The sequence below is a fragment of the Pseudomonas fluorescens genome, from assembly GCF_001307275.1.
Taxonomy (GTDB): domain Bacteria; phylum Pseudomonadota; class Gammaproteobacteria; order Pseudomonadales; family Pseudomonadaceae; genus Aquipseudomonas; species Aquipseudomonas fluorescens_AA.
This window is the reverse complement of the sequence record NZ_CP012831.1, coordinates 6,592,360-6,613,813: the sequence shown is the minus strand read 5'-3', so window position 1 is coordinate 6,613,813 and position 21,454 is coordinate 6,592,360. Positions and strand designations below refer to the sequence as shown.

The following is a 21,454-nucleotide window of genomic DNA, read 5'->3' as shown; positions in this document are numbered from 1 at the left end:
CATAACCGGCACTATCTGCTCGTTGATGATCATTAGTGCTCGTTTATGCAGGTTGTATCTCATGACTTCTCCCCACGAAGCGTTCCCCGGTGAACGCCAGCAATTGATCAGCCAGCGTCTCGCCCGGTATGGCCGGGTGATCGCGGCGGACCTGGCCAGCGAATTCAATGTGTCCGAACACTCGATCCGGCGTGACCTGGGGGTATTGGCAGCGGCGGGGTTATGCAAGCGTGTTTATGGCGGCGCGATACTTGTGCCGGCTGCCGAAGGGTCGCTGGATGTACGCGTGCGTAAAGACCCGGTACGCAAGGGCAGCCTCGGCCAAGCGGCCGCTGCCTTGCTGCGCGTGGGCCAGCACGTGTTCATCGATGCCGGGTCGACCAACCTGGCGATTGCTGGCGCCATCGATCCGAGCCTTCAGTTGACCCTCTCCACCAATTCGCCGTTGATTGCGGTGCAGTTGATGAAACTGCCCCGTGCCGAAGTCATTCTCCTGGGGGGGCGCTTGAATCCCATCGCCGGTGGTGTGATCGGGCTGACGGCGGTGGAGCAATTGCGCCAGTTCAGTTATGACGTGTGTTTTCTGGGGGCCTGCGCCATCGATCCAGACAATGGGGTCACGGCATTCGGCCTGGAGGACGCAGAGTTCAAGCGTGCAGTGGTGGCGGCGAGTGGGCAAGTGATTACCGCAGTGACCAACGAAAAGCTGTCCAGCGTCGCTCATTATCAGGTGGTTTCTTGTGAGGAGGTCGCCGCCCTGGTGGTGGAGCACGATGCGCCACGTGAGCGGCTGGAGCCCTTTTACGGGCGGGTGACCAACGTCGTGACGAGTGTCCGTGAACAGCGGCGTAGCTGATGCCTTTGCGGCGCCGGGCTGGGCAATCAGGTAGATACTGCGCGGCCCCCATTGTCCGCCAGGCGATTTGCGTCTAGTTTGCTGGCCGATCACAAGTACAAAAAATCAGGAGTCATCGATGCAACCGATTCGTCTCGGCCTGGTGGGCTACGGCAAGATTGCCCAGGATCAACACGTTCCAGCCATCCTCGCCAACCCCGCGTTCCAACTGGTGGCAGTCGCCACGCAAGGGCAGCCCTGCGCCGGGGTGGAGAACTTCCGATCCTTGGGCGAGCTGCTCGAAAACGGCCCGCACGTCGATGCGATTGCGTTTTGCACACCGCCGCAAGGTCGATTCGCCCTGGTGCAACAGGCGCTGGCGGCCGGTAAACACGTTCTGGTGGAAAAGCCGCCGTGCGCCACGTTGGGTGAAGCCATGGCCTTGGTGGAGCAGGTTCGCGAGCAAGGCGTCAGCGGCCTGTTCGCCTGGCATTCCCGTTACGCCCCGGGCATCGCGGCCGCCCGTGACTGGCTGGCCAGTCGCACCTTGCACAGCGTGCAGATCGATTGGAAAGAAGACGTGCGCAAGTGGCACCCCGGCCAGGCGTGGATCTGGCAACCCGGTGGCCTGGGGGTCTTCGATCCCGGCATCAACGCGCTGTCGATTGCGACTCATCTGCTGGCACTGCCGTTGTTCGTGGAGGCCGCCGAGTTGCGCGTGCCGGACAACTGCCAGTCGCCGATTGCCGCCAGCATCAAGATGGCTGATGCGCGCCACCTCGATATCCGGGCGGAATTCGATTTCGACCATGGCCATGACGAACTCTGGAGCATCGAGATTCGCTGCGCCGAAGGCGTCCTGCGCCTGGACAACGGCGGCGCGCTGTTGAGCATCGACGGTGTGCGCCAGGCCGTATCCGAGGAAGGCGAGTACGCCGCGGTGTATCGACATTTTCAGCAACTGATCAACGACAAGGCCAGCGACATGGACCTGCAGCCACTGCGGTTGGTCGCGGACAGCTTCTTTGTCGGCAGTCGGACGGCGGTCGAGCCGTTCTACGATTAACCCAGGGAACTGCAGTTGAACGAACAGACATTGTCCATGCGCCTGGAGCGCGTGGCGGCGCATATGCCGGCGGGGGCGCACCTGGCCGATATCGGCTCGGATCACGCGTACCTGCCGGTGGCCTTGTTGCGCCGTGGCGTCATTGCGACGGCGGTGGCCGGCGAGGTGGCGTTGACACCCTTGCGCGCCGCCGAACGCACCGTGGGCGAGAATGGCCTGGAGCAGCGGATCAGTGTGCGTCTGGCCAACGGCCTGGCGGCAATCGAGCCGGAAGACGGGATCACCGCGATCAGCCTCTGCGGCATGGGCGGCGAGACGATCCGCGACATCCTCGACAGCGGCAAGGCACGTCTGAGCGGGCACGAGCGGCTGATTCTGCAACCCAACGGTGGCGAACAACCGCTGCGTCAATGGCTGATGGAAAACGGCTACCGCATCCTTTGCGAGGAAGTGCTGCGGGAAAACCGCTTCTACTACGAGATCATCGTCGCCGAGCGCGCCGGGCCAGTGACGTACACCGCCGAGGAGCTGTACTTCGGCCCGCTGCAGATGCAAGCGCGAACCCCGACCTTCCTGGCCAAGTGGCAGCGCCTGCTGCGCCAGAAACAAAAGACCCTCTCCAGCTTCGCCAAGGCACACCAAGCCGTGCCCGAAGAGAAGCGGCAAGACATTGCCCGGCAAATCCGGTGGATCAGCGCGCTGTTGGCTTGAGTTGCATTGAGGTTGGATGTGCGGACGTCATCGCGAGCAAGCTCGCTCCCACAGGGCGTTGCGCAAGTCCCTTTTGTGGGAGCGAGCTTGCTCGCGATGAGGCCATCAGTGACTTCACTGATTCGAGAACTGCCGCCTTCCCCGGCTGCCCGACTATCGTCCCATCAGGGGGTAGTGCTTGATACGACACGGATGCGAGTTACCGTCGCCTTTACAGATGCCATCCAGGTAGCGGTAGTCCACCCGTACCGACTGCCCTTTGCCGGGCCATTGCCGGCGGGGGAGCGTGGCTTGGTAGTCCGGGGTTTCCGGGGTGAAGGTCAACAGTGAGCCTTGCGCAGGACACTCCACCGAGGCGGATTTCGGCCTGGCTTTCACGATCTGCGCCTGAAGTTGCGGGTAGGGTTGTTTCAGGACCTCGACGATACGCAGCTCCATCTGGCAGATCTGCCACGTCGAGGCCTGAAGGGACTCCCAGGGGAGTGGGAGTGTCAGGGCAAACAGTCCGAGGCAGGTTGCGTGAATTTTCATTATTGCTCTTGTTTGAGGTGCTGACGTTTGCGAAATCATAGCCTGGCATTGTAGCCATCAGGAGGGTGATGGCACTATGCCGAAAACCCCCAGAGCGATACAAGGAAGTGCCCCATGCCCGGAGTTTCTGACGTTGCGTCAGCGTTTCACGATTTCATGCAATCGTGGGAAGAAGACCGCAAATACCTGCCGTCATCCATCAGTGCCCTGGCCAACGGTTTCGAGGGCTGGTTGAAGTTCGAGTTTTATTTCTGGCTGATCCAGGCCCGTGGGCTTCGTGGCCCCGACCGCGAACTGGCGGATGTTGGCGTCGAGTACAAGGTGAAGCTCGATCAGCGTTGGTCGCTGATGGACATTGTTTCCAAGCAATGCGACTTATGGATTCGCGACCAGGATGAAAAGCGCTTTCACTTCATTGAACTCAAGACCCCTTTCGCCAATGCCAACCAGGGCAAGATGTTTGAAAGCGCGGCCAAGGACTATTGGTACATGACCCGCTTGAAAGCCCAGGCGGAAAAGGTGGCAACGGGCAGTGTCATCATCTTTGGCGTGAACTTTGATCAGGCGCGCTGGGAAAAGCATCTCCGCTACATCGAAGAATATGCCGGCTACGTCGAGCATTCATCCAAGGCATCCGGCACCGTGCCAGGCGTGGAGGGGCTGAGGTGGGCGGTCCTGACCATGCACTACCCGCAGATGGGCGAGATTCTTCTGCCACCCGTCGAGGTTCAGGCGCCGTGAAGCTGTGGAGGGCCGCTGCCTGGCACCGCTGGCTCAACCGTAAAGCCCCATCAGCGAGAAAGACTGGTCAGCGCTCAGTGCGACAATCTCGGTCAGCGAATGCAGGAGCACCGGCACCAGCAGCCCACCGCTGACCACCCTGGCGATGGCGAACACGCCTCCACAGGCGAAGATCAGCACGATCGTCATCCAATTTCCGTATTGGATGTGCATGCCGGCGAAGACGGCCGACGTCACGATGATCGCGATCCATGTCCAGGCACGGCTGTTCTCGTAGGGAAATAGCCGGAACATGTAATGGCGGAAGAACAGCTCTTCGGCGATGGGCGGCAGCACGATCAGCGACGCAATCTTGATCGCGGCCTGCCAACGGTTGAGCCCGTCCAGAAGCTCGGCCATGAACACCTCACGGGGCAACCCGAGCACGAAGACGGCAACCCCGAAAAGCAGGTAGGTCCCGACAATGCCGACCGCCCCCCACCGCAGGGGTTTGCCAATGGCATGACCGCACCACTGGGGGCGCGAATCGGCACGGTATTGCAGGGCGAAGAGGCCGAGGAGGACGAGCGCGGTGAGCCCCGAGGTGGTCGTGAACATCAGATAGGCCTGCATGTCCGCGGGTACGAAAAGGACCTCGGGTATTGCGGCCAGGAAGACGACCAGAGTGGCCAGCACCAACATTCCGAGCCGGGGGAAGAAGCGGTAGGGCGATAAAGTGGAGGCGGGTGCAAACTCAGGGGCGGCACTTAGATTCGTCACAGTCACTCCATGAGTGCAAGGAAAAAGGCATGATGCCAGTGTTTTGATCGTCTGGGATGAGTTCCCGTCGGCTTTGTGGAGAGGTAGGCAGCTTGCCCTGCGACTCGGTACTTGCCCGGGGGGCTTTACCAGTGGCGACAAAAATGATTCAGGGTCATCGACGGCCGCAATGGAATATCTCGACTAGAGGACGCGACATTCATGGAAATTCCCTTTTCTCCAATCAGCGATCGTTTGCACAATCGCCGGTTTACGGTGGCGGACAACGCCCAAGGACTCTCTGGCGCAGGCACGGTGTTTCATTACCTCGTCGAGAACGGTGCCATTTCGAGCACTTACCAAGGCGGCCGGATTCGCCTGGGCAATCAAGTCGGACGCATAACGGGTCCCGATACCATTGAACTTCTCTTCCAATGCTTGACTACGGAGGGTGAGATTCTTTCCGGCTGGTCTCGAGGGACGGTGAGTGTCGATCAAGCAGGGCGTACGACGTTGAGCTTCGTATGGGGTTGGTTATCGGGCGCGACTGGAGGTGGGGAATCCCACTACGTCGAACGTGTGGCGTAAGGAACAGGCATCCATGCAACTGAACCACCGCCATCGCGAGCAGGCTCGCTCCCACACTCGATCTCCAGTGGACACGAACCCCATGTTCAACCCAGCCCCCCTGTGGGAGCGAGCTTGCTCGCGATGAGGCCAGCCAGCCCGACATCCATGCAGATGAACCACCGCTATCGCGAGCCAGCTCGCTCCCACACTCGATCTCCAGTGGACACGAAACCCATGTGCAACCCAGAACCCCTATGGGAGCAAGCTTGCTCGCGATGAGGCCAGCCAGCCCGACATCCATGCAGATGAACCACCGCCATCGCGAGCAGGCTCGCTCCCACACTCGATCTCCAGTGGACACGAACCCCATGTTCAACCCAGACCCCCTGTGGGAGCGAGCTTGCTCGCGATGAGGCCAGCCAGCCCGACATCCATGTAGCTGAACCACCGCCATCGCGAGCCAGCTCGCTCCCACACTCGATCTCCAGTGGACACGAACCCCATGTTCAACCCAGACCCCCTGTGGGAGCGAGCTTGCTCGCGATGAGGCCAGCCAGCCCGACATCCATGTAGCTGAACCACCGCCATCGCGAGCAAGCCTGCTCAAAGCTGCTTCGAGCCCCCGCCAATCTGCCAGACATACGGCGGTTCCGTACCGTTGATTTCCCAATCACCAATAATGCGCTCCTTGTAGATCAACGGATTATGCGAGGCCGCGGTGCGGGCATTGCGCCAGTGACGGTCGAGGGCCTTGCTGGTGCTGGTGGCCGAAGCACCGAGGGCATTGAACAGGTCGCTGGTGGCGCGCAGCACCAGGTCGGAAATCACCACCTGGGCCTGGGCCGACTCCAGTTCGGCGGCGATGTTGGCGGTGTGCTCGGTCTCGGCGTCCTGGCTGAAGCGACTTTCGTAAGCGCGCTGGGAGGCGCTCGCGGCGCGCAGGGTGGTGGCTTCGGCGGCATAGACCTGGGCCGATGCCCTGCCGACCACTTGTTGCACTTGCACGTCCTGGCTCACTTCGCTGGCATTGCCGGTGCTGAAGACCCGCGTGCGTTTGCGCACTTGCTCGGTGATGTCATGAACCGCCGCGCGGCCGGCGCCGGTCAGCACGGCCAGCAACACCAGTTGATAAAACGCGGTCTGGTATTTGAAGCGGGTAGAGAAGTCGATGAGGTTTTCTGCCTCGACCAATGCGTTCTCGAACAGCGATGTCCCGCTGCCGGTGGTGCGTTGGCCAAAACCGTCCCAGTCATCGCTTTGCTTGACGCCCGGCTGGTGCACACGGACGGCGGCAATCACGTCGGCGCCGTTGTCGTCGCGCTGGGCATACACGTCGATCCAGTCGGCGAAGATACTGCCGGTGCTGTAGTACTTGGTGCCGTTGACGACCCACTGATCACCCTGGCGGGAAACCCGGGTGACGACTTCGCCGATTTTCACCGCGCCGACTTCCGTCCAGGCATTGCCCACCAACTCACCCTCGACAAAGCGCTTGAACCAGGTGTCCTGTGGGCTACTGGCGTGGGCATTGAGGCGGTCCTCGACGAATGCGAAGTGCCCGCGCAAGGCCTGGGGCAGGTTGGAGTCGGCTTCAGCCAGTTCGATCAGCAATTGCAACAGCTGCGGCAGCGAGGCCCCGGCGCCGCCATATTCGACCGGTACGCGGACGGCGCCAAAGCCGGCTTCCTTCAGCCATTTCACCTGTTCAAAGGGCAGGCTGCGTGTTTGCTCACGCTCCAGGGCGCCGGCCTGGATGCGTGCAAAGATCGGCCGGAAGCGTTCGGCAAGGGGCTCATAGTCGGTGCCCGTGGAAAGGATCGGCGGCAGGTGGTGTTGCTGTGCGGTCATGTTGATATTCCTTCTTGGTGGCGAGTCGGCGGGCAGGGGAAAAATCTGCCGGTGCCAAAAGCCATTGCACAGTCCATGCCCGAGGCCCAACGCCCGTAAATGCGGGGTCCATACGGCGTTCATCAGCGCAAGGGCTGTCCTGGCCGCGGACAATCTGTTGCGCAACTGTGTGCCGGGCAACAGTTGCCGCGACGGACATCGACGGGCCAGGTGTTCGCCAGGCAACAGTGGACCAACAGCTTGTCCGTCGGGCGACAGTGCAGTGATTGGGATTTTCATGTAATTAATTGATTAGTAAGGAAATATTTAACTGGCACGGTTGCTGCTCTACACCTTGTGCAGACGCTGAGGTGGCGTCTCCAGGCATGGGGTAAGCGATGAGCAAGCAATTCAAAGTGGTGGCGGTGTCAGGCAGCGTGCAGCACCCGTCACGCACCCTGGCACTGCTCCAGGCGTTGGTGGACCGGCTCGGGCAGCAACTGCCGATCGAGGTGCGCTTGATCGAATTGGCCAAGGTCGGTCCACAGTTCGCCGGGGTGTTGCGTCGCGAGGCGTTGCCGGCTGCCGTGCAGGAGGATCTGAATGCCATTGAATCGGCCGATCTGTTGATCGCCGCCAGCCCGGTGTATCGAGCCTCGTACACCGGCCTGTTCAAGCACCTGTTCGATTTCGTTCATCACGAAGCCCTCAAGAACGTACCGGTGCTGTTGGCCGCGACAGGTGGCTCGGATCGCCATGCCTTGATGATCGACCACCAGTTGCGACCCCTGTTCGGCTTCTTCCAGGCCCTCAGCCTGCCAGTGGGGGTCTATGCCAGCGAAACCGATTTCAGCCAATACCGGATCTCCAGTGCTCAGGTGCTGGAGCGTATCGAGCGCGCCGTCGAGTCGGCGTTGCTGAGCCTGGTCCCGGGCGCCCGGCGTGACGCCAGTGCTGCCTGATCCATTTTTCCTTTCAAAACGAGCCGTGGAGTACATGCAATGAGCCAGGACACGATCAAATTTGCCTACTGGGTGCCCAACGTCAGTGGCGGTCTGGTGGTCAGCAAAATCGAACAACGCACCGACTGGGGCATCGACTACAACCGCAAGCTGGCCCAGATCGCTGAAGCGGCCGGCTTCGACTACGCCCTGTCGCAAGTGCGCTTTACCGCCGGCTACGGGGCTGAATACCAGCACGAGTCCGTCGCGTTCAGTCATGCCTTGCTGGCCGCCACCACGCGCCTGAAAGTCATCGCCGCGGTACTGCCGGGGCCGTGGACGCCGTCGGTGTTGGCCAAGCAGATCGCAACCATCGACCACCTGACCGGCGGCCGGGTGGCGGTCAACATCGTATCGGGCTGGTTCAAGGGCGAGTTCACCGCCATTGGCGAGCCGTGGCTGGAGCACGATGAGCGCTATCGCCGTTCCGAAGAATTCATCACTGCGCTCAAGGGCATCTGGACCACCGACAACTTCACCTTGCGCGGTGATTTCTACCGCTTCCACGACTACACCCTCAAGCCAAAACCACTGCAGCAGCACCCGGAGATCTTCCAGGGAGGCAGCTCACGTGCGGCTCGGGACATGGCCGCCCGGGTATCGGACTGGTACTTCACCAACGGCAATACCGTGGAAGGCGTCAAGGCGCAGATCGATGACCTCCAGGCGAAAGCCGCGGCCAACAACCACAAGGTCAAGGTCGGTGTTAACGCCTTTGTCATTGCCCGCGACACGGAAGAAGAGGCGCGTGCGGTCCTCGCCCAGATCATCGACCAGGCCGATCCCGAGGCCGTCAATGCCTTCGGCGATGCGGCGAAGCAGGCCGGCAAGTCCAGCCCGGAAGGCGAGGGCAACTGGGCCAAGTCCAGCTTCGAGGACCTGGTGCAATACAACGATGGCTTCAAGACCAACTTGATCGGCACGCCGCAGCAGATCGCCGAACGCATCGTCGCGCTCAAGGCGGTAGGCGTGGATCTGGTGCTCGCCGGTTTCCTGCACTTCCAGGAAGAAGTCGAGTATTTCGGTCGTAAGGTCCTGCCGCTGGTGCGTGAGCTTGAGCAACGCAAAGCGGCAGCCCCAACGGCGGCGGTCGCTTAGGCGCGGGAGGCAGCATGGGCACGTTCACCGACACCCTCGACCCGGTCCCGGCCAGCTTGCCCCAGTGGTTGCAGCGCCAGGCGCTGGAGCATGGCACGGACGTCGCGCTGCGCCACAAGCACCTGGGTGTCTGGCAGGAGCGGACCTGGGCGCACGTGGCCGACGAGGTGCGCCATTTCGCCAGTGCCCTGCAAGCCCGCGGTTTTGCGGCGGGCGCGACCCTGACGATCATCAGTCGACCCAGGCCGCAGGCGCTGCTTGCCGCCTTGGCCGCGCAATGGCTGGGTGGCGTGGCGAGTCTGTTCGACCCGCTGGAGACGGCGGCCGAACAGGTGCAACGGCTCGCCACGCTGCAGCCGGATTTCGTCCTGGTCGAAGGCGTGGAAGAAATGCTGCGTCTGCGTGCGGCGCAGGTGGCCGTGGGGGTGTGGGTCTACCTCGATAAGCGTGGCCTGTCGGATTCGGCGCCATTTGCGCAAGCGCTGGATTACGCCGCGTTGGCTGCCGAGCGGCCAATCGTTGACCTGGCCCCGCAAGGGCAAGTGCTGCAGACGGCCTTTGTTTTTTATCGCGGAAGTGGACGGGCGATGGAGGAACAACGCGTCAGCCACGCCGAACTGTTGCAGGAGGGGCAGCGGCTGTTGGCGCGCGAAGGGCTGGGCCGGCAGGAAGAGGCATTGGCCGCCCGGGCGTTCGCCTCGGGCGGGCAAGCTCGCTATCTGCTGGCGCCCTGGTTGATGGCCGGTTTTCGCCTGAACTTTCCTGAGAACCTGGCGACCCGTGATCGCGATCGTCGCGAGCTGGGCCCGACGCTGGTGGCCGGGACGCGGGAAACCTACGAGCGTTTGCACCGCTATGCGCTCGAACGTTTGCCGGAGCCGGGCAGTTGGTCCCGCGGGCTGGTGGACTGGGCCTTGGCAGCGCAGCCGGGGCTGTTGCAACGGCATCTGGGGGACTGGCTGGTTCGCCGGCCGTTGCGCGACGTGCTGGGGTTTTCCCGGACCCGCGCGCCGCTGCTGGTGGGCGATGCCTTGCCGCCCGAAACCCAGGCATTTTTCCAGGCATTGGGTATCGAGGTTCGCCAGTGGGACGACGGGGCTCACTGGCAAGCGCCGCCGAACCTGGTGCAGCACACCACCGATGACTGGACGGGTCTCCAGTCGCAACTGGCCTGAGAGGAGACGCCCCATGACCCAGACGGCCATCACGCATTTGCTGGAGCTGGAGCATATTTCGCTGTCATTCAAAGGCGTCAAGGCGGTCACGGACATCAGCTTTCGCGTCGTCGCCGGTGAAATCTGTGCCTTGATCGGCCCCAACGGCGCCGGCAAGAGTTCGCTGCTGAACGTCATCAGCGGCGTGTACCAGGCCCAGGACGGGCACATCCGTTTTGATCGACAGGAGCGGCGCCGGATGCGCCCACATGACGTGGCGGTCCGCGGCATTGCCCGGACATTCCAGAATATCGCGCTGTTCAAGGGCATGAGCGTGCTCGACAACGTGCTCACCGGACGCAACCTCAAGCGCCGCAGCACCTGGATCGAACAGGCACTGCGCATCGGTCGCGCCCGGGCCGAGGATGACCGTCAGCGCGAAGCGGCCGAGCGGGTCATCGCATTCCTGCATTTGCAGCCTTGGCGCGACGTCCTGGTGGGCACGCTGCCCTATGGCTTGCAGAAACGGGTGGAGTTGGCCCGCGCGCTGGCGGCGGAGCCTCGGCTGTTGCTGCTGGACGAGCCCATGGCCGGGATGAACGCCGACGAGAAGCAGCAGATGAGCCGCTTTATCGTCGACATCAACCGTGAGTTGGGCACGACGGTGGTGTTGATCGAGCACGATATCGGCGTGGTCATGGACATCAGCGACCACGTGGTGGTGCTCGATTACGGTCGCAAGATCGGCGACGGCTCGCCTGAAGACGTACGGCAGAACCCCGAGGTCATTTCGGCCTACCTGGGCACTCGCCACTGATACCGGATATTCGACACCTTCCCACCAGGGAGGGCAGGTAAGTTGCGTCCGCAGAATAGGAGCGGCGATGGAATTTTTCTTTGAAGTATTGATTGGCGGGTTGTTGGCGGGGGTGATGTACGCCTTGGTGGCCATCGGTTTCGTGCTGATCTACAAGGCCTCCGGGGTGTTCAATTTTGCCCAGGGTGCGATGGTGCTGTTCTCGGCGCTGACCTTCGTCAGCCTGCTGGAGCGCGGTGTGCCGTTCTGGCTGGCGTTCGTCATCAGCCTGGCGGCCATGGTGCTGATCGCGGTGGCGGTGGAGCGGGTGGTGCTGCGGCCCTTGGTCAACCGTTCACCGATCACCCTGTTCATGGCCACCCTCGGGCTGTCCTACGTCATCGAAGGTTTCGCCCAGGCGCTGTGGGGCGCCCAGGTGCATGGCCTGGAACTGGGTATCAGTGATGAGCCGCTGGAGTTGGGCGGGATGTTGTTGTCGCAGTTCGACATTTTTGCCGCAGTGACCGCAGCGTTCCTGGTGCTGCTGTTGTCCTGGCTGTTCAACAAGACCCGGCTCGGATTGTCGTTGCGGGCGGTGGCCGATGACCCACTGGCGGCGTTGGCCGTGGGCATTCGTTTGCAGCGGGTCTGGGTGGTGGTGTGGGCGGTGGCGGGGTTTGTCGGGTTGGTCGCCGGCCTGCTCTGGGGCGCTCGCCTGGGCGTGCAGTTCTCGCTCTCGCTGGTGGTGCTCAAGGCCTTGCCGGTGCTGATCATCGGTGGGTTCACCTCCATCAGCGGGGCGATTGTCGGCGGCCTGATCATCGGGGCTTCGGAGAAGCTGGCGGAGGTTTACCTCGGGCCCTTCATCGGCAGTGGCATCGAGAACTGGTTTCCCTACGTGCTGGCGCTGTTGTTTCTGCTGGTACGTCCGGCGGGGTTGTTTGGCGAACGGGCCATCGAACGGGTTTAGGGAGAACACTCATGTTTTATCGAGAAACAGGTCAGTTCAACACCCGCTATGCCCAGGACCGCCGGGTCTTCGCCCTGCGCCAGGATCGTCACGGGCTGGCCGCCTTGCTGCTGTTCGCCTTCGTCGTGGTGCCCTGGCTGGGCAATGACTATTGGTTCAGCGCGATCCTGATTCCGTTCCTGGTGCTGTCCCTGGCCGGGTTGGGGCTCAATTTGCTCACCGGTTATGCCGGGCAACTCTCCCTCGGTTCGGCGGCGTTCATGGCGGTGGGAGCCTTTGCCACCTACAACCTTGAAATACGGGTCGCCGGCTTGCCGTTGTTGGTCAGTATCGCCCTGGGTGGGTTGACGGCAGCGCTGGTGGCGGTGCTGTTCGGCCTGCCGAGCCTGCGCATCAAAGGCTTCTACCTGCTGGTCTCGACCCTGGCGGCGCAATTCTTCGTGACCTGGGCGCTGACCCGGTTCAGTTGGTTTTCCAACAACAGCGCCTCGGGCGTGATCAGTGCGCCGCGCCTGGACGTATTCGGGGTGAACCTCGACGCGCCGGCCGGCCGCTATCTGTTGACCCTGAGCGTGGTGGTAGCGCTGTTCTGGCTGGGCAAGAACCTGGTGCGCAGCGAGTTGGGGCGCAACTGGATGGCGGTGCGCGACATGGACACTGCCGCTGCGGTCATCGGCATTGCGTTGGCGAAAACCAAGCTGCTGGCGTTCGCCATCAGTGGGTTTTTCCTCGGAGTGGCCGGTGCCCTGTGGGCCTTCGCTTACCTGGGCACCGTGGAGCCCCACGGCTTCGATCTGAACCGCTCGTTCCAGATCCTGTTCATCATCATTATCGGCGGCCTCGGCAGTCTGCTGGGCAACTTTCTCGGTGCGGCCTTCATCGTGCTGTTTCCGGTGTTGCTTTCGAACCTGGTGTCGCTGCTGCCTGGCGGGCTGGTGGACGCCGGCCAGGTGGAGAACCTGCAGAAGATGATATTCGGTGCCCTGATCATCCTGTTCCTGATCAAGGAGCCAGAGGGCCTTGCGCGCCTCTGGCAGAGATTTCGCCAGCGCGCACGGCTGTGGCCGTTGCGCTACTGAGCGAACCGCACAACGCGGGTTTGCAGTTCCATTTTGTTGGCTTATCCATGGCTTCATAACAAGGAAAATTCGATGTTCAAACGATCATTCGCCAGCAGCCTGGCACTGGCCCTGAGCCTCACCGCCGCGGCGTTCACCGTCCAGGCGGACAACGAGCAATACTTCCCGCTGCAAAGCTATCGCGTCGGCCCTTATGCAGCCGGCGGCACCGGTTTTTTCGGCGGCTTCATCGACTACCTCAAGTATGTCAACGCCAATGGCGGCGTGAACGGCGTCAAGCTGACCTGGAGTGAGTGCGAGACCGAATACGTGGTCGAGAAAGGCGTGGAGTGCTACGAACGCCTGAAGAAAGGCTTGAACGGCGCGCCGGCGGCTGCCACCAACCCGCTGTCGGTGGGTATCGCCTACGCCACGCTGGAGCGCTCGACGGCCGACAAACTGCCGCTGATCACCATCAACCATGGGCGTACGGATTCCACCGATGGCAGCGTGTTCCCCTACGTTTTCCCGTTGCAGTTGAACCCGTATTCCGAGGTCTCGGCGATCATCAATTACATCGGCCAGCGCGCCGGCGGGTTGGACAAGCTCAAGGGCTTGAAGATCGTCACCCTGTATCACGGTTCGCCCTATGGCAAGGAAACCAATGAGGTCCTGCAAACCCTGGCCGACAAGTACGGTTTTGCGCTGACCTTGCTGGAGGTGCCGCACCCAGGCAACGAGCAGCAGTCGCAGTGGCTGAATATCCGCCGGGAAAAACCCGATTGGGTGATCTTGCGCGGTTGGGGGGTGATGAACCCGGTGGCGCTGAAAACCGCGCAGAAAGTCGGTTTCCCGGCCGACCACATCATCGGCAACATCTGGAGCAACTCCGAAGATGACGCCGCGCCGGCCGGTGCCGCGGCCAAGGGCTTCATCGCCATCACCACGCACCCTTCAGGTACTGATTTCCCGGTGCTGCAGGGCATCAAGCAGCAAGTGGTCGACGCCGGCCATGGCGACCTGGCCGATCCCAAGCGGTTCGGCACCGTGTACTACAACCTCGGCGTGGTCAACGGCATCCTCAACGTAGAAGCGCTGCGCATTGCCCAGCAGAAATTCGGCAAGCAACCCCTGACGGGTGAGCAGGTGCGTTGGGGCTTCGAGAACCTCAAGCTCGACGACGCCCGGCTCAAGGAACTGGGGGCGTTGGGCCTGGTGCAGCCGTTGCAGTTGTCGTGCTCGGACCATGAAGGCGGCGGTGCGGTGCGTTTCCAGCAATGGGACGGTACCCAGTGGAAGCTGATCAGTGACTGGGTGCAGGCCGACCGCGCCCTGTTGCGGCCGATCATCGAAGCGTCTTCGCACCAGTACGCCCGGGAAAAAGGCATTACCCCGCGTGATTGCAGCAAGGAATCCTGAGGCATCGCGGCAACCGGGCGCACGCGTCCGGTCGCTGTCTGAAAAGGCGAAACAGCATGGCGACGAACGTGCCGATCCTGCAGATCGACGATATTGAAGTGCTCTACGAACAGACCATCCTGGCGGTGCGCAGTGTGTCGCTGGAGGTGGAAAAAGGCCAGGTCGTGGTGCTGCTGGGCGCCAACGGCGCGGGTAAAAGCACCACGCTGAAGGCGGCTTCCAATCTGGTGCGCGCCGAGCGGGGCGAGGTGGTACGGGGGCGGATCGTCTACCAGGGGAAAGACGTGACCCGCAGCGCCCCTCACACCTTGGCGGCGAGCGGCTTGGTGCAAGTGCTGGAAGGTCGGCATTGCTTTGCCCAGTTGACCGTGGAGGAAAACCTGCTGGCCGGCGCCCTGGCGCGCCAGGTGCCGCGACGCCAGTTGCTGGCTGACCTGGAATTGGTCTATGGCCATTTCCCTCGGCTGAAACTGCGGCGCAAAAGTCTGGCCGGCTACACCTCGGGCGGCGAGCAACAGATGATCGCGATAGGCCGCGCGCTGATGGCCAGGCCGCAACTGGTCTTGCTGGACGAACCGTCGATGGGCCTGGCGCCGCAGATCGTCGAGGAAATCTTCGAGATCGTCCGGCAACTCAATCAACGTGATGGTGTGAGCTTCTTGATCGCCGAGCAGAACATCAATGTCGCCCTGCGTTACGCCCACCACGGCTACGTGTTGGAAAGCGGTCGGGTGGTCAGTGAAGGCAGCGCCGAACAACTGGCGGCCCGCAGCGATCTCCAGGACTTCTACCTGGGCGCGCGGGCCGGGGCGAGGGCTGAGGAGCCCTTGGGCGTCGGGGCGCGATCAGGTTGAAAGATTGACCACCTGGCCGTCCCGCGTACTGAGCGTGGGACGGCGTTTGTTGACCACCAGTTCGCCAATCCTGATCAGCAACGTGCGGGTGACATTGCGACTCAGGCCCAACAGGCTGGCGGTATGGACCTGATTGCAATTGGCGTATCGGTAGGCGGTGCGCAACAACTCGGCCTCGACCTTTTCATACACATCGCCATGCTCCTGCTCGAGCAGCTTCTCGAAGGCTTTCTGCAAGAGCTCCTCTGCACTTTGAGGGGCTGCTTGCGGTGGGTTGTCCTGGCGCTCGATACGAAAGTTCGACAGGTGCAGGTCCTGCACACCAATTACTTTGCTGCGGCAAATCAGCAGCGTGTGGTGAATGACGTTTTCCAGTTCGCGGATATTCCCCGGCCAGGAATAGTCGAGCAACTTGCGCTGCGCCTGGGCATCCAGCGTCACCTCGCCGTGACCGAGCCTGTGGCTGTACTGCGCGATGAAGTGGCGTATCAACGGCAGGATGTCGCCGGGACGTTCGCGCAGCGGCTTGAGCGCCAGGCTGACCACGTTCAGGCGGTAATAGAGGTCTTCGCGAAAGTGCCCGGCATTGATGGCTTTTTCCAGCTGTACGTTGGTGGCCGCCAATACACGCACATCGATCTTGATGCTCTTGCGCGAACCCAGTCGAACCACTTCGCGCTCCTGCAATACCCGGAGCAACTTGACCTGGATCGGCAGCGGCAAATCACCGATTTCATCGAGGAACAGGGTGCCGCCATCCGCTTCCTCGAACCAGCCGGCCTTGGCCGTCAACGCACCGGTAAAGGCGCCTTTTTCATGGCCGAACAACTCGGCCTCCACCAGGGTCTCGGAAAACGCCCCGCAGTTGACCGCAACGAACGGCTTGTGGCGACGGGCGCTGAGGTTGTGCACGTGGCGCGCCACCAGTTCCTTGCCGGTGCCGGTTTGGCCGATGATCAACACGCTGGCATCACTGGGCGCCACTTGTTGCAGGTGTTCCAGCAAGGCGCGGGAGGTGGGGTCTTCGAAGACCTGGGCCGTGGCACGAATCGAGGTGGCCAGGCCGGGGGAGGGAGGTAGCGTTAGAAGCTGCATGACGGTGGCCCGTTAATGAGATTGCCGTGACGGAAGGTGGGTGAGTGCCAACGTTCCTTGATGGCATCACCGCGGGAAGCCTTTGGGCTTAAGGCTTAATCTAAATGATCTAAAAAAATGATAATAAATAACTTTAAGTTATTTGCTTAGGACTGGGCCGACGGTGAGAGCGAGGCTTGCTCCCTCGGGCACGGTGGTCACGGGACCCAGATAGGTAAGCAATGACGGTAAAAAGTTTTATTGACTAAAAAATTACATCGGGTAATTATTCTCCTGCATCTGCTTTCACGCAGAGTCATTTCGCAGGGGCAACCCAATGAATCAGAACACCGTGCCTTCACTGGCCAGTCTCTACGTCGAGACTCACGAATCGCCTTCTGACGCACGCCTGGCGCCTTCGCTCATGCAAGGCTTTCCCGCCGAACCCCACCGCCGCGTCACCTGGCACAACTGGATGAGCCCGCCGTACAGCCAATGGGGCTTTCGCAACCTGGCGCGCTTGCGTCCTTCCATTGATGTGCGGGCCGGCACCGGGCCGGTCAGCGCGTTCAAGCAGGCGCTCCAGCCGCTGGATGAGCTGCACTTCGACAGCGAGTGTGGCTTGAGCATCAGCGTGATCGACCACCTGATCGCCAGCCAGACCGATGGGTTCCTGGTCCTCAAGGGCGACACCGTGCTGTTCGAGCGCTACTTCAATGGCCAGTGCCCCCAGGACCGGCACATCATGTTTTCGGTGACCAAGTCGCTGATCGGTGCCCTGGGCGAGCAACTGGTCTGCGAAGGCCTGTTGGACCCGACGCTGACGGCCGCCCATTACGTACCGGAACTGACGGGCAGCGCGTTCGGCGATGCGACCGTGCGCCAGCTGTTCGACATGGCCGTGGCCGTCGATTACAGCGAGGTCTATGAGGACCCGGATTCAGAGAGCTCCCAATACGGCTATGCCTGCGGTTTCCAGCCGGCGCCAGCGCAGTACGCGACGTTCGAATCCCTGTACCAGTACTTGCCGTCATTGAGAAAGCGCGGCAATCACGGCGGTTTTTTCCATTACGTGACGGCCACCACCGAGGCATTGGCCTGGGTCATGGAGCGGGCGTCTGGCAAGGCCTGTCATCAGTTGCTGCAGGAGGTCTGGAGCCAGTTGGGCTGTGAACGTGACGGCTACTTTCTGGCGGATCCCTGGGGCCGCAGCGTGGCCGGTGCCGGGTTCAGCGCGACCTTGCGTGACATGGCGCGCTTCGGCCGCCTGCTGGCCAACGATGGCCGCCAGCAGGGGCGACAATTGCTCTCGGCCGAGGCGCTCGCTGGTATCGCCGCTGGCGCCGACCCCGCCATCTATGCCGCCTGCGCCGACTTTTCGAGCTGGACCCCCGGCGCGTCCTACCGCAGCCAGTGGTATGTCTTCAACGACCACAGCCAGGCGCTCATGGCCGGTGGCATCCATGGCCAATACCTGTTCATCGACAAACCGTCCGGCGTGGTGATCGTCAAGCAGTCGTCCCTGGGCGACGCCGTCAGTCCCTTCGACGGCGACAGCGTGCGCATGCTGCGTGCCATCGCGGCGCAACTGACGCCCTGAGTTCATCCGATAAACACAAGAGTTTCGTTCCGCTCACCCGGCCCAGCCAGGTGTTGGCGCGCGTTTGCGCCGCCATTCACTGCCCTGTAACAACAATAATCAACAGGAGCTCCATATGGTTTCCATGATGCGTTTGTCCCGAACGTTCCTCGTGCTCGGGTTACCCTTGACCGCCCAGGTTGCCTGGGCGGGCTACACCTTCGAGGAGGGCAACCTCAAGGGCGAGGTCAACTTAACGGCTGGTGGCGCGGTCCTGTCCACCCGCAACGTCAACTTTGGCGGCGGTGTGGTGGACATGCGCAGCGGCAAGAATGGCGGCACGAAAATCGACTGGCAGGAGTTCTACGTCAAGCCGGGCGTCAAGTTGGAGTATGCCGTGCAGCCGGATTTCAGCCTGCTGGCCGGCGGCTCCCTGGTGGGGGCGACCACCTTCGGGGATGGCGATGCCGGTGGCTTCACCCGCAGTTCCGACGGCAAGGTCTCGACCGAAGAGTTCTATGGCGGTTTCCGCGCCGGGGAGTGGACGGTCACGGGCGGTCGCCAGAACTACATGATCGGCAACGGTTTCATCGTGATGGATGGCAACCTCGACCAGTTGAACGACGGCGCCTATTGGCTCGCGCCACGCACCGCCTTCAAGGATTCGGCGGTGGTCGCCTGGGACCATGGCGCATTGAAGGTCCAGGGCTTCAGTCTGGGGACGGACAGCGACCTGGGGGACTTTCGCATGAGCGGCGTGAACCTGGACTACAACCTCGACGACCAGGTGACGCTGGGCGCCACCGCGTTGAAGGTCAAGGCCATGGGGCCCAAGGGCAGTACCTTGCCGCGTCGCCGCGATGGCATGCTGGTGTACAACGTCAGGGCCTTGAGCGCCAGGCTCCCGGGTATCCCGGACCTGACCCTCAACGCCGAATATGCCCTGGAGCGGGGCAGCGGCGAAGGCGTGGACTACGACGCCAAGGCCTGGTACGGCCAGGCGGATTACACCTTCAGCACGCTGCCGTTGACCCCGGTGATCGGCTACCGCTACGCGAGTTTTTCCGGCGACGACAACCTCACGGACAACCGACAGAAAGCCTGGGATCCGTTGAGCAAGGGCTTCGTCGACTGGAGCACCTGGCTGATCGGCGATGTCGTCGGCAACTACCTGATGTTCAACAGCAACGAAAACGTCCAGCAGTTCTCACTCAAGACCCACCTCAACGAAACCCTCACCCTCGGTGCGATCCACTACCAGTTCTGGCTCGACGAAAAAAACTACATGGGCACCGCCGTCAGCGACCGGCGTTTTGCCGACGAGAGTGTAGTCTTCCTGGATTGGGCGCCGTCGAAGTCATTGTCCACCTCGCTGTCGTATAACTGGGTCAAACCCATGGCGGCGGCCAAACAGGTCTTCGGCGACGACCGGAAATTCAGCGCACTGGAACTCTATTTCACCTACCGCTATTAAGTGCCGCGAGCCTTCGCGGCCGCGCTGGAGTGTTTGATCATGAACATGCTGTTGCGCAACACCTTGCTGGGCGCTGTCGTTTCGATGCTGGTCAGTGGCGCGAGCCTGGCCGAAGAGCGGACGGTGCGGATCTACAATTGGATCGAGTACCTGCCGCCTGAAATCCTCAAGAGTTTCGAAGAGGAAACCGGCATCCGTCCCATCTACGACGTCTTCGACAGTGTCGAGACATTGGAGTCCAAGCTCCTGACCGGCAACTCCGGATATGACGTGGTCTACCCGAGCAGCTCCAACGTCAGTCACCTGATCGCCGCCGGCGCCGTCCAGCCCCTGGACCGCAGCCAGTTGCCGAACTGGCAGCATCTGGACCCCGAGTTCATGAAGTCCCTGGAGGCGGTGGGCGATCCGGGCAACCGCTATGCGGCACCGTACCTGTGGGGCACGACCCTGATCGGCTACAACGTCGACAAGGTACGCCAGGTATTGGGTGCCGATGTGCAAATGAACACCTGGGACATCCTTTTCAAGGAAGAGAACATGGCCAAGCTGGCCAGTTGTGGCGTCGGTCTGCTGGACGCCGCCAACGAGATCGTGCCCATTGCCTTGCACTATGAAGGGCTGGACCCCAACAGCCAGAAACGTGAGGACTATGCAAAGGCGCAGGCGGCCATGCTCAAGGTCCGGCCTTACATCACCTACTTCAACTCATCGCGCTATGGCATGGACCTGGCCAATGGCGAGATCTGCGTAGGGGTGGGTTGGTCCGGTGGGGTGGCCCTGGCCAAGCGACTGGCCGAAGACGCAGGGAAGGGGGTCAAGGTAGAGATGGCGCTGCCCAAGGAAGGTGCGCCGATGTGGTCGGACGTCATGATGGTCCCCACCAACGCCCCTCATGCCAAGGAGGCCTACGCGTTCATCAATTACATCTTGCGTCCTGATGTCATCGCGCGGATCAGCAACAAGATCGGTTACCCCAACCCGAACAAGGAAGCCACGGCGTTGGTCAATGCCGACATTCGCAACAACCCCGCCATGTATGTGCCGGACGAGGCGCGCAAGACCCTGTTCGCCCTGGAGCCGGTGCCGGCCGCCGTGGAGCGGATCCGCACCCGCACCTGGATCGGCATCAAGACCCATCGCTGATCAGCGTGACCCGGCGTTGCGGCGCCGGGTCCGTATCGGTGGGTGACGCCCTCAGGCGCGCATGCCCAGGAAGAGCAATTCGGTGATCCGCCGGACCTGGGTGGAGTGTGCCTCGATGTCTGGTTGTTCCTGGTTGACCAGCCTGAACAGCTGTAAGTGCGAATAGTCGTTCAACAGGAACGCGGCGAGGTCGACGTCCAGGTCGGCGCGTAATTTGCCGGCCTGTTGCAATTCCCTGATCAGACCACTGATCTCGGCCCTGAGCGCATCGTTCATGGCGCGGTACCCCTCGGGCAGCCCGTTATCGCCACCAAACAGGATCAGCGGCAGCAACTCGCGCCACAGGCTCGGGTGCATGACCTCCAGTGCGTAACCGGTCAACAGCCGCTCCAGATAACACAGCGCTTCAACCGGGTCCTCGATTTCAGGCATCTGGCTGCGGGTGTCCGTGAGCGCGCGCTGGTCGGCGTCGTGCAGGATTTCCAGGATGATTTCCTGCTTGTTGCCGAAGTACTTGAACACCGTGGGAGCCGATACGCCGGCCTGGCTGGCGATCTGTTCGATGGTGGTGTTCTGGAAACCCTGGCGCTCGAACAGTTCGACCGCCGCCTTGCTGATGGCTTGCCGGCGTTCGGCTTTTTGACGTTCACGCAGTCCGCTCACGGGAGGGTCCTTGTCGTAAGGAAGAGGTTAAAGGCCTTGGCGTACCAGCCCTGTGGGAGCGAGCTTGCTCGCGATAGCGGTGTTTCAGTCGACTTGAACGTGGCTGATCCACCGCCATCGCGAGCAAGCTCGCTCCCACAGGGTTTGCGGTT

General features: G+C 61.9%; 21 protein-coding genes. 16 read left to right on the top strand and 5 right to left on the bottom strand.

Annotated features, from left to right (window positions below):
- Positions 1–61: 61 nt before the first annotated feature.
- From AO356_RS28470 to AO356_RS28460, 3 genes are all read left to right on the top strand, one after another.
- Entirely contained in the window at positions 62–856 is a 795-nt protein-coding gene (locus tag AO356_RS28470) for a DeoR/GlpR family DNA-binding transcription regulator (RefSeq protein WP_060742674.1), read from the top strand.
- Between the two features lie 118 nt (positions 857–974).
- A complete protein-coding gene (locus tag AO356_RS28465; RefSeq protein ID WP_060742673.1) occupies positions 975–1,901 on the top strand; it encodes a Gfo/Idh/MocA family protein in 927 nt (308 codons plus the stop codon).
- Between the two features lie 15 nt (positions 1,902–1,916).
- Positions 1,917–2,612, top strand: a complete 696-nt coding sequence (locus tag AO356_RS28460) for a tRNA (adenine(22)-N(1))-methyltransferase (protein ID WP_060742672.1) — start codon at positions 1,917–1,919, stop codon at positions 2,610–2,612.
- 153 nt (positions 2,613–2,765) lie between these two features.
- Here the strand turns inward: AO356_RS28460 and AO356_RS28455 are convergent, their stop codons facing one another.
- Positions 2,766–3,143, bottom strand: a complete 378-nt coding sequence (locus tag AO356_RS28455; protein ID WP_060742671.1) for a hypothetical protein — start codon at positions 3,141–3,143, stop codon at positions 2,766–2,768.
- Positions 3,144–3,257: 114 nt separating this feature from the next.
- On the opposite strand from AO356_RS28455, the gene AO356_RS28450 reads away from it, so the two are divergent.
- On the top strand, positions 3,258–3,884 hold the full coding sequence (locus tag AO356_RS28450) for a hypothetical protein (protein ID WP_060742670.1): 627 nt from the start codon (positions 3,258–3,260) through the stop codon (positions 3,882–3,884).
- Positions 3,885–3,917: 33 nt separating this feature from the next.
- Here AO356_RS28450 and AO356_RS28445 read toward each other — a convergent pair whose 3' ends face one another.
- A complete protein-coding gene (locus tag AO356_RS28445) occupies positions 3,918–4,643 on the bottom strand; it encodes a CPBP family intramembrane glutamic endopeptidase (protein ID WP_060742669.1) in 726 nt (241 codons plus the stop codon).
- A gap of 201 nt (positions 4,644–4,844) precedes the next feature.
- On the opposite strand from AO356_RS28445, the gene AO356_RS28440 reads away from it, so the two are divergent.
- A complete protein-coding gene (locus AO356_RS28440) occupies positions 4,845–5,210 on the top strand; it encodes a hypothetical protein (RefSeq protein WP_060742668.1) in 366 nt (121 codons plus the stop codon).
- 585 nt (positions 5,211–5,795) lie between these two features.
- On the opposite strand, the gene AO356_RS28435 is transcribed toward AO356_RS28440, so the two are convergent.
- Positions 5,796–7,040: an acyl-CoA dehydrogenase family protein gene (locus AO356_RS28435; protein ID WP_060742667.1), complete on the bottom strand. Its 1,245-nt coding sequence runs from the start codon at positions 7,038–7,040 to the stop codon at positions 5,796–5,798.
- 377 nt (positions 7,041–7,417) lie between these two features.
- Between AO356_RS28435 and msuE the strand changes: the two genes are divergently transcribed.
- The 8 genes from msuE (at position 7,418) to AO356_RS28395 (ending at position 15,369) form a co-directional block, all read left to right on the top strand.
- Positions 7,418–7,981: an FMN reductase gene (gene msuE, locus AO356_RS28430; RefSeq protein WP_060742666.1), complete on the top strand. Its 564-nt coding sequence runs from the start codon at positions 7,418–7,420 to the stop codon at positions 7,979–7,981.
- 39 nt (positions 7,982–8,020) lie between these two features.
- The gene (gene sfnG, locus AO356_RS28425) at positions 8,021–9,118 is read left to right on the top strand and encodes a dimethylsulfone monooxygenase SfnG (RefSeq protein WP_060742665.1); all 1,098 of its coding nucleotides are present in this window, start codon (positions 8,021–8,023) and stop codon (positions 9,116–9,118) included.
- A 14-nt stretch (positions 9,119–9,132) separates the two neighbouring features.
- A complete protein-coding gene (locus tag AO356_RS28420) occupies positions 9,133–10,293 on the top strand; it encodes an AMP-binding protein (RefSeq protein ID WP_060742664.1) in 1,161 nt (386 codons plus the stop codon).
- 13 nt (positions 10,294–10,306) lie between these two features.
- Positions 10,307–11,089, top strand: coding sequence for an ABC transporter ATP-binding protein (locus AO356_RS28415; RefSeq protein ID WP_060742663.1), 783 nt, complete (start codon positions 10,307–10,309; stop codon positions 11,087–11,089).
- 67 nt (positions 11,090–11,156) lie between these two features.
- The gene (locus AO356_RS28410; RefSeq protein WP_060742662.1) at positions 11,157–12,038 is read left to right on the top strand and encodes a branched-chain amino acid ABC transporter permease; all 882 of its coding nucleotides are present in this window, start codon (positions 11,157–11,159) and stop codon (positions 12,036–12,038) included.
- 11 nt (positions 12,039–12,049) lie between these two features.
- Positions 12,050–13,117 (top strand): branched-chain amino acid ABC transporter permease, encoded by a 1,068-nt coding sequence (locus AO356_RS28405; RefSeq protein ID WP_060742661.1) that lies wholly within the window; start codon positions 12,050–12,052, stop codon positions 13,115–13,117.
- Between the two features lie 72 nt (positions 13,118–13,189).
- Positions 13,190–14,515 carry an ABC transporter substrate-binding protein gene (locus tag AO356_RS28400; RefSeq protein WP_060742660.1) on the top strand — a complete coding sequence of 442 codons (1,326 nt, stop codon included), beginning with the start codon at positions 13,190–13,192 and terminating at the stop codon, positions 14,513–14,515.
- Positions 14,516–14,571: 56 nt separating this feature from the next.
- Positions 14,572–15,369, top strand: coding sequence for an ABC transporter ATP-binding protein (locus AO356_RS28395; RefSeq protein ID WP_060742659.1), 798 nt, complete (start codon positions 14,572–14,574; stop codon positions 15,367–15,369).
- Here AO356_RS28395 and AO356_RS28390 read toward each other — a convergent pair.
- Positions 15,361–16,464, bottom strand: a complete 1,104-nt coding sequence (locus tag AO356_RS28390) for a sigma-54 interaction domain-containing protein (protein WP_060742658.1) — start codon at positions 16,462–16,464, stop codon at positions 15,361–15,363. The genes AO356_RS28395 and AO356_RS28390 overlap by 9 nt on opposite strands.
- A 316-nt stretch (positions 16,465–16,780) precedes the next feature.
- Here AO356_RS28390 and AO356_RS28385 point away from each other — a divergent pair, with 316 nt between their 5' ends.
- The 3 genes from AO356_RS28385 to AO356_RS28375 all read left to right on the top strand — a co-directional run bounded on the left by AO356_RS28385 (position 16,781) and on the right by AO356_RS28375 (position 20,639).
- Entirely contained in the window at positions 16,781–18,043 is a 1,263-nt protein-coding gene (locus tag AO356_RS28385; RefSeq protein WP_060742657.1) for a serine hydrolase domain-containing protein, read from the top strand.
- Positions 18,044–18,158: 115 nt separating this feature from the next.
- Positions 18,159–19,496: an alginate export family protein gene (locus AO356_RS28380; RefSeq protein ID WP_060742656.1), complete on the top strand. Its 1,338-nt coding sequence runs from the start codon at positions 18,159–18,161 to the stop codon at positions 19,494–19,496.
- A 39-nt stretch (positions 19,497–19,535) separates the two neighbouring features.
- Positions 19,536–20,639: a polyamine ABC transporter substrate-binding protein gene (locus AO356_RS28375; protein ID WP_060742655.1), complete on the top strand. Its 1,104-nt coding sequence runs from the start codon at positions 19,536–19,538 to the stop codon at positions 20,637–20,639.
- Between the two features lie 51 nt (positions 20,640–20,690).
- Here the strand turns inward: AO356_RS28375 and AO356_RS28370 are convergent, their stop codons facing one another.
- A complete protein-coding gene (locus AO356_RS28370; RefSeq protein WP_060742654.1) occupies positions 20,691–21,302 on the bottom strand; it encodes a TetR/AcrR family transcriptional regulator in 612 nt (203 codons plus the stop codon).
- Between the last annotated feature and the right edge of the window lie 152 nt (positions 21,303–21,454).

Coding starts and splice junctions, on each gene's coding strand:
- msuE (WP_060742666.1), top strand. CDS start 7,418: ATGAGCAAGCAATTCAAAGTGGTGGCGGTGTCAGGCAGCGTGCAGCAC.
- AO356_RS28465 (WP_060742673.1), top strand. CDS start 975: ATGCAACCGATTCGTCTCGGCCTGGTGGGCTACGGCAAGATTGCCCAG.
- AO356_RS28450 (WP_060742670.1), top strand. CDS start 3,258: ATGCCCGGAGTTTCTGACGTTGCGTCAGCGTTTCACGATTTCATGCAA.
- AO356_RS28395 (WP_060742659.1), top strand. CDS start 14,572: ATGGCGACGAACGTGCCGATCCTGCAGATCGACGATATTGAAGTGCTC.
- AO356_RS28420 (WP_060742664.1), top strand. CDS start 9,133: ATGGGCACGTTCACCGACACCCTCGACCCGGTCCCGGCCAGCTTGCCC.
- AO356_RS28415 (WP_060742663.1), top strand. CDS start 10,307: ATGACCCAGACGGCCATCACGCATTTGCTGGAGCTGGAGCATATTTCG.
- AO356_RS28455 (WP_060742671.1), bottom strand. CDS start 3,143: ATGAAAATTCACGCAACCTGCCTCGGACTGTTTGCCCTGACACTCCCA.
- AO356_RS28470 (WP_060742674.1), top strand. CDS start 62: ATGACTTCTCCCCACGAAGCGTTCCCCGGTGAACGCCAGCAATTGATC.
- AO356_RS28380 (WP_060742656.1), top strand. CDS start 18,159: ATGGTTTCCATGATGCGTTTGTCCCGAACGTTCCTCGTGCTCGGGTTA.
- sfnG (WP_060742665.1), top strand. CDS start 8,021: ATGAGCCAGGACACGATCAAATTTGCCTACTGGGTGCCCAACGTCAGT.
- AO356_RS28375 (WP_060742655.1), top strand. CDS start 19,536: ATGAACATGCTGTTGCGCAACACCTTGCTGGGCGCTGTCGTTTCGATG.
- AO356_RS28385 (WP_060742657.1), top strand. CDS start 16,781: ATGAATCAGAACACCGTGCCTTCACTGGCCAGTCTCTACGTCGAGACT.
- AO356_RS28440 (WP_060742668.1), top strand. CDS start 4,845: ATGGAAATTCCCTTTTCTCCAATCAGCGATCGTTTGCACAATCGCCGG.
- AO356_RS28410 (WP_060742662.1), top strand. CDS start 11,157: ATGGAATTTTTCTTTGAAGTATTGATTGGCGGGTTGTTGGCGGGGGTG.
- AO356_RS28400 (WP_060742660.1), top strand. CDS start 13,190: ATGTTCAAACGATCATTCGCCAGCAGCCTGGCACTGGCCCTGAGCCTC.
- AO356_RS28390 (WP_060742658.1), bottom strand. CDS start 16,464: ATGCAGCTTCTAACGCTACCTCCCTCCCCCGGCCTGGCCACCTCGATT.
- AO356_RS28435 (WP_060742667.1), bottom strand. CDS start 7,040: ATGACCGCACAGCAACACCACCTGCCGCCGATCCTTTCCACGGGCACC.
- AO356_RS28405 (WP_060742661.1), top strand. CDS start 12,050: ATGTTTTATCGAGAAACAGGTCAGTTCAACACCCGCTATGCCCAGGAC.